This is a genomic window from Desulfuribacillus stibiiarsenatis (assembly GCF_001742305.1).
In the GTDB taxonomy this organism is placed as follows: Bacteria; Bacillota; Bacilli; order Desulfuribacillales; family Desulfuribacillaceae; genus Desulfuribacillus_A; species Desulfuribacillus_A stibiiarsenatis.
Map to the genome: position 1 here is coordinate 130,775 of NZ_MJAT01000039.1, position 6,408 is coordinate 137,182.

Here is a 6,408-nt window from a genome sequence, read left to right on the forward strand (position 1 = left end):
AGGAGTTTAATGGGATGAACCGACATAATGTTTATTTTCGTTCTATATATAACCAGAAAGAGTTGCAATTGGCGATGTCGAATATAGGAGCGGATTCCCCGGGCATTCACGTGATGAAGCAAAAAGGGGAATTTTTTCATATTGTTATTCATGATGTGAACCTTCGCGCTGCCAATTTAATTAAGCAAGAGCTGCTTAGCAAGGGCGGTGACGCATGTGTCCACAAACAAGTTTCTCAACTTACGGCGGACCATTCCGATATTATGTTATTATGTACTCGACGCGAACTGGAACGAGTAATTTCTAATTTTCAGTCACAACCATTTGGGTTGAAGCAGTTGGCTATCGAGCTAAAAAAAGCACTTACATGCTTCGATATGAAAAACAAACCTACTTTACCAGCTTGGGCACAGTCTTTAAAGCTACCGTTGAAAGAAAGAACATTAATTATGGGTATTCTCAATGTGACTCCAGACTCCTTTTCAGATGGTGGAAGATTTATCGCAGAGGAAAAAGCTGTCGTAAGGGCCCTTGAAATGATTGACCAAGGTGCGGATATATTGGACATAGGTGGAGAATCAACGCGTCCAGGTGCCGTTCCTGTCGATATAGAAACGGAATTACAAAGAGTAATTCCTATCATACATGCAATTAAAAAAGTGACGGAAATACCGATATCGGTTGATACATATAAAGCAGAAGTAGCAAAAGCAGCAGTGGAAGCTGGCGCTGATATGATTAATGATATTTGGGGCCTAAAGAAGGATTCGTGTATGGCTAAAGTAGCCGCAGACACACAAGTGCCTGTTATCATCATGCATAACCGAGCAAACACATTGTACGCTGATCTAATATCCGATATGATTTCGGATTTGCGTGAAAGCGTGCAAATAGCGGAAGATGCTGGTGTCTTATCAGAAAACATCATATTAGATCCTGGAATTGGTTTTGCGAAAGACTACCCGCAGAATTTAGAAGTCATGTATCGTTTGCGCGACATTACGAACTTAGGCTATCCGACGTTACTGGGCACATCGAGAAAGTCTTTAATCGCTAAAACGTTGAATTTGCCAGTGGAAGAACGTATCGAAGGGACCGCTGCAACAGTCGCCCTAGGTATAGAGCGTGGGGTAGACATTGTTCGAGTGCACGATGTGCGTGAAATGAAACGAGTATGCGTCATGATGGATGCAATGGTACGGAGAGGTGATGCGTAATGGACAAGATTCTTATGAAAGGCATGCAATTCTATGGTTATCACGGAGTGTTGCAAGAAGAGCAGATTCTTGGCCAGCCGTTTATAATAGATATCGAACTATATTTACCTCTTTCTGGGGCAGGTATCAATGATAGCATTGACCAAACGGTACATTATGGCATGGTATATGAAGATGTAAAAGCAATAGTAGAAACTCGAAGATTTGACTTAATTGAAGCATTGGCAGAAACTATTGCAACTGAAGTTTTATTAAACTATCCAATCGTAGAAGAAATAAAGGTGCAGATTCAAAAACCGCAAGCTCCGGTGAAAGGTATTTTTTCATATATGGGGGTTGAGATTACAAGGAAGAGGTAGAAGTATGCAGCTAGTATATTTGGGACTTGGTTCGAATATTGAAGATCGATTGTGCTATATTCGTAGCGCCATTCAGAAAATTGATAATTTGCCGCATACACGAGTCGTGGAAATGGCTCCTATTTATGTATCGGAACCTTGGGGAGTCAAGGAACAAACTGATTTTTTGAATACTGTAATTGCAGTTGAAACTACCATCACTCCAGAAGAACTCTTATGCTTATTGCAAGATATTGAAAAAATGCTAGGTAGGATTAAAGAGTATCACTGGGGGCCTCGGACAATCGATATAGATATTTTGTTATATGAGGATTGCATCATTGATACAGATGTTTTAGTCGTCCCTCATCCACACATGCTAGAGCGAAACTTCGTACTTGTTCCATTAAGTGTTCTTAATCCAAGCAAAGTCATCCCGGGTTGTAGAGAACCCATTAATATCCTTGCCCAACGATGTGGGAATGTTGGATTATATGAATGGGAAGGAGATAAAATCGATTGATGAATATACGAGAGGTTACCATCGAATCACCTATTGTTCTTGCACCGATGGCAGGCATTACGAATTATGCATTTCGCATTTTAGCAAAAGAGAATGGATGCGGTTTAGTATGCGCCGAAATGGTTAGCGATAAAGGACTGCTCTTTGGCAATGAACGAACTTCAAGAATGTTGTTCGTTGACCCGCAAGAACGTCCGCTCAGTATGCAGCTTTTCGGTTCAGATGTGGAGAGTCTTGTACAAGCAGCTAAGATTGTAGATGACTCTGATGCCGATATTATAGATATTAATATGGGTTGTCCTGTACCAAAGGTTACAAAACCGGGTGGCGGAGCAGCTTTAATGAAAGACTTGAAGAAAGCAAAAGCCATTATAGAATCTGTAGTGAAAGCAGTAAGTAAACCCGTGACTGTGAAGATGCGCAAAGGCTGGGACGATGATCAGGTGAATGTAATAGAATTGGCTAGCATTGCTGAGGAAGCGGGAGCTAGTGCGATTACTGTACACGGGCGGACTAGGGCACAGATGTATAGTGGCAAAGCAGATTGGGATATTATAAGAGAAGTAGTAAAAACAGTAAAAATTCCTGTCATAGGGAATGGGGATGTAACGGGTCCGGAGTCTGCGAAAGCCCTATTTGATTACACGGGATGTCAGGCAATCATGATAGGACGAGCAGCACAAGGCAATCCGTGGATCTTTAAACGCATACGACACTACCTTGAAAATGGCGAAATATTAGATGAACCAACTGTAATGGAGCGCATCAATACCTGCTTGAGACATCTCGAACTATTAATGGAAGTGAAAGAGGAAAGGGTTGCCGTCCAGGAAATGCGTAAGCATGCAGCTTGGTATTTAAAGGGTTTAAACAAAGCGGCGTTCGTTCGAAATGAAATCATGAAAGCCAACACGAAGGATGAATTAAAAGGGTTGTTACATGCGTTTGCTGCGCAAAAATCCTGATATTGACAAAATCTTAAGCCTTATCATATAATGTGGCAAGGCAAAAAGAATTAACTAACAAAGGATAACCCCCATCTAGCAACATACATATTCTAAAGCACTGTCTATCCAATGACAGTGCTTGTATCATATAGCGATACGGGGAAAGGAGTAAAGAACTAGTGCTATCCTGATTTCTTCCATCATATACTTTACGAAACCAAACGCTATATGGATCGTGCTAAAAGTTTGGGCAATAGATATTATTAGAACCGAGAAAAAAGGAGAGTTTTTATGACTGAGAAAGAAGTAATTTTAACATTGGATGGGCTGAAAAAATTAGAAGATGAATTAGAGCAATTAAAATCAGTAAAACGAAGAGAAGTGGCAGAGAGAATTAAAATAGCGATTAGCTATGGCGATATAAGTGAGAACTCCGAGTATGAAGATGCGAAGAACGAGCAAGCATTTATCGAGGGTCGTATTATCACGTTGGAAAAGATGCTTCGTAACGCGAAGATTATTAATAACGATGAAGTAGACGTCAATGTTGTAAGTGTTGGATCTACAGTCAATGTTAAAGATTTAGAATTTGGCGACGAGATGGAATATAAGATTGTTGGTTCGGCTGAGAGCAATCCGCTCGAAAACAAAATATCGAATGAATCCCCATTAGGCAAAGCATTATTAGGTAAGTCAAAGGGTGCGATGATTGAGGTTTCGGCACCTGCAGGAATTATTAAATATGAAGTCCTGGACATTAAAAAGTAAGTAGCGTGTAAGCTCAGGAGAAATCCTGGGCTTTCCAAAATTTTTGCATAAATATATTGAATCCATATATTGAATCAAACGGATAGAACGGAGTAGGTGAGAATGTTGGGTACTAAACAAAATGATCAACTAGAAATAAACGAGCAACACCAACAGGAAGATTTAAATGAACTTTTACAGATTCGTAGACAAAAAATGCAACAATTAGCGGAAATGGGACAAGACCCTTTCGGCAAGAGGTTTGACAGAGATACCGATGCAGGAAGCATTCATAGTACTTATGGGGTTATTGACAAGGACGAACTAGATCAGCACACAGTTATAGTCTCTATCGCAGGAAGAATCATTACCAAGCGAGGACATGGTAAAGCAAGCTTCCTTCATTTACAAGATCGTACGGACCGCATTCAAGTGTACGTTCGAGAGGATTCTGTAGGCGAAGCAGCGTATCATGCATTTGAGTTATTTGATATCGGCGACATTATTGGAGTTACTGGACAAGTTTTCAAAACAAACCGTGGAGAAACTAGCATCCGTGCAACAGAAGTAGAAATATTGTCTAAATCGTTACGCCCTTTACCAGAAAAGTTTCATGGTCTTAAAGATATTGAACTAAGATATAGACAGAGATACGTAGATTTAATTGTAAACCCGGAAGTGAAAGATACATTTATTAAACGTAGCCAAATCATACAAGCAATGCGCCAGTTTTTAAATGAGCGTGGCTACTTAGAAGTAGAAACACCAACGTTACACACAATAGCTGGTGGCGCTGCAGCGAAACCATTTATTACACATCACAATGCCCTACATATGGACATGTACCTTCGAATAGCGCTAGAGCTTCATTTGAAACGTCTCATAGTAGGTGGATTAGAAAAAGTATATGAAATTGGAAGAGTATTCCGTAACGAAGGGATCTCCACTAGACATAACCCAGAATTTACGATGATAGAACTTTACGAAGCATATGCAGATTATCAAGACATTATGAATCTAACAGAAGAGATGATTGCCTTCTGCTCTGAAAAGGTACTAGGTACTACGGTTGTAGAATATCAAGGGCAGAAAGTAGATTTAACACCAAAGTGGGAGCGTCTTTCCATTGTTGATGCCGTGAAGAAATATTCTGGTGTTGATTTTAGTGTGCAAATGACGGATGAAGAGGCTCATGCCCTTGCAAAAGAGCATAAGGTACAAGTCCAACCGAGTATGACCTTTGGTCACATTCTTAACGAGTTTTTCGAACAAAAAGTAGAGGACAAGCTAATACAGCCAACGTTCATTTATGGACATCCTGTAGAAGTATCACCATTGGCGAAAAAGAATCCTGAGGACCCGCGCTTTACCGATCGATTCGAATTATTCATTGTTGGTAGAGAGCACGCAAACGCTTTTACAGAGCTTAACGACCCAATTGATCAAAGAGAACGCTTTGAAGGACAGCTAAAAGAGCGTCAGCAAGGTAATGACGAAGCACATATGATGGATGATGATTATATTCACGCCCTAGAGTATGGATTACCGCCAACTGGAGGGTTAGGAGTGGGGATTGACAGGCTTGTCATGCTTCTGACGGACTCGCCATCGATTCGTGATGTTATTCTTTTCCCGCACATGAGAGGTACAGAATAAATAAAGACTTTTTTAATGGAGCTTTAATCCAGTTGAAGCTTAGTAAAGCATAAGCAATAAGGGTAGCTAGCGCTGCCCTTTATTACAATTTATACTATCAGAATGTATAAGTTTTTAAATATTGATAGTATAAGTGCAACTAAGGCATTCTCTTCGCCAAAGCTACGAATGCCAAGTTTTCTTTATACAAAATGACGGTCTTGAGTCACGCTTGTCTTGGATATCGCTGAATGCAATACGGTATAACTTAGTTGTACGCAAAATTGCTGTATATACTGCTGAAGAATACTACTGAAGAAATCGCTGTATATACTGCTGAATGAACTTGCTGTATGCCTGCTGAAGAACTCGCTGTGTATATAATTCGTGCTGTATTAATTTACATGTTGCATAATCGTAGACATACATGATAATATAATAATTGTCGCTCCAAATTAACGACATATATTTATAGGCAAGTACCTATAGCTACTAGTCATTTACTAGTACGTTAGCAAGCAATGGATATTAACACAGCGCCTAAAAGAAATTACTAAAATATATTGACACTGCAAACTGGCTGTGATATGATATAAAAGTCGCTAAAAACAAGGCGATAACACAAACGAAACAAACAAGCGTGGGTTGAAGAAAAAACAATCCATCAAAAAGTTCCTTGAAAACTGTATAGTGCAATCATAACAACGTCAATTCTAGCATTCGAAAGAATGCAGACTGTGCAGGACAGCAACCCTGCTATGTTGATAGAACAGACAAACTATTCACAAGTCAGTGACTTCTGACATCAGAATTGAACTTTTATTGGAGAGTTTGATCCTGGCTCAGGACGAACGCTGGCGGCGTGCCTAATACATGCAAGTCGAGCGGATGTGATGAAGAGCTTGCTCTTCTGAACATTAGCGGCGGACGGGTGAGTAACACGTGGGTAACCTGGCTGTAAGACTGGGATAACCCCGGGAAACCGGAGCTAATACCAGATA

At 40.2% G+C, this 6,408-nt stretch carries 6 protein-coding genes and 1 rRNA gene; all 7 read left to right on the forward strand.

Annotation, left to right across the window (positions count from 1 at the left end; all coding sequences use genetic code 11):
- The first annotated feature begins 14 nt into the window (after window positions 1–14).
- Window positions 15–1,217 carry a dihydropteroate synthase gene (gene folP, locus BHU72_RS14620; RefSeq protein ID WP_069703375.1) on the forward strand — a complete coding sequence of 401 codons (1,203 nt, stop codon included), beginning with the start codon at window positions 15–17 and terminating at the stop codon, window positions 1,215–1,217.
- The gene (folB, locus tag BHU72_RS14625) at window positions 1,217–1,576 is read left to right on the forward strand and encodes a dihydroneopterin aldolase (protein ID WP_069703359.1); all 360 of its coding nucleotides are present in this window, start codon (window positions 1,217–1,219) and stop codon (window positions 1,574–1,576) included. Before folP ends, folB begins: the two co-directional genes overlap by 1 nt.
- Window positions 1,577–1,580: 4 nt before the next feature.
- Window positions 1,581–2,078: a 2-amino-4-hydroxy-6-hydroxymethyldihydropteridine diphosphokinase gene (gene folK, locus BHU72_RS14630; protein ID WP_069703360.1), complete on the forward strand. Its 498-nt coding sequence runs from the start codon at window positions 1,581–1,583 to the stop codon at window positions 2,076–2,078.
- Complete coding sequence (gene dusB, locus BHU72_RS14635) at window positions 2,075–3,043, forward strand: tRNA dihydrouridine synthase DusB (protein ID WP_069703361.1); 969 nt, start codon at window positions 2,075–2,077, stop codon at window positions 3,041–3,043. The genes folK and dusB overlap by 4 nt, the downstream gene beginning before the upstream one ends.
- A 273-nt stretch (window positions 3,044–3,316) precedes the next feature.
- On the forward strand, window positions 3,317–3,793 hold the full coding sequence (gene greA / locus BHU72_RS14640; RefSeq protein ID WP_069703362.1) for a transcription elongation factor GreA: 477 nt from the start codon (window positions 3,317–3,319) through the stop codon (window positions 3,791–3,793).
- Between the two features lie 102 nt (window positions 3,794–3,895).
- Window positions 3,896–5,428, forward strand: coding sequence for a lysine--tRNA ligase (gene lysS / locus BHU72_RS14645; RefSeq protein ID WP_069703363.1), 1,533 nt, complete (start codon window positions 3,896–3,898; stop codon window positions 5,426–5,428).
- A gap of 798 nt (window positions 5,429–6,226) precedes the next feature.
- Window positions 6,227–6,408: ribosomal RNA gene (locus BHU72_RS14650) — 16S ribosomal RNA — on the forward strand; the annotation flags it as partial.

Excerpts from the sequence above, each read along its gene's own strand:
- folK (WP_069703360.1), top strand. The coding sequence starts at position 1,581 with ATGCAGCTAGTATATTTGGGACTTGGTTCGAATATTGAAGATCGATTG.
- greA (WP_069703362.1), top strand. The coding sequence starts at position 3,317 with ATGACTGAGAAAGAAGTAATTTTAACATTGGATGGGCTGAAAAAATTA.
- folB (WP_069703359.1), top strand. The coding sequence starts at position 1,217 with ATGGACAAGATTCTTATGAAAGGCATGCAATTCTATGGTTATCACGGA.
- lysS (WP_069703363.1), top strand. The coding sequence starts at position 3,896 with ATGTTGGGTACTAAACAAAATGATCAACTAGAAATAAACGAGCAACAC.
- folP (WP_069703375.1), top strand. The coding sequence starts at position 15 with ATGAACCGACATAATGTTTATTTTCGTTCTATATATAACCAGAAAGAG.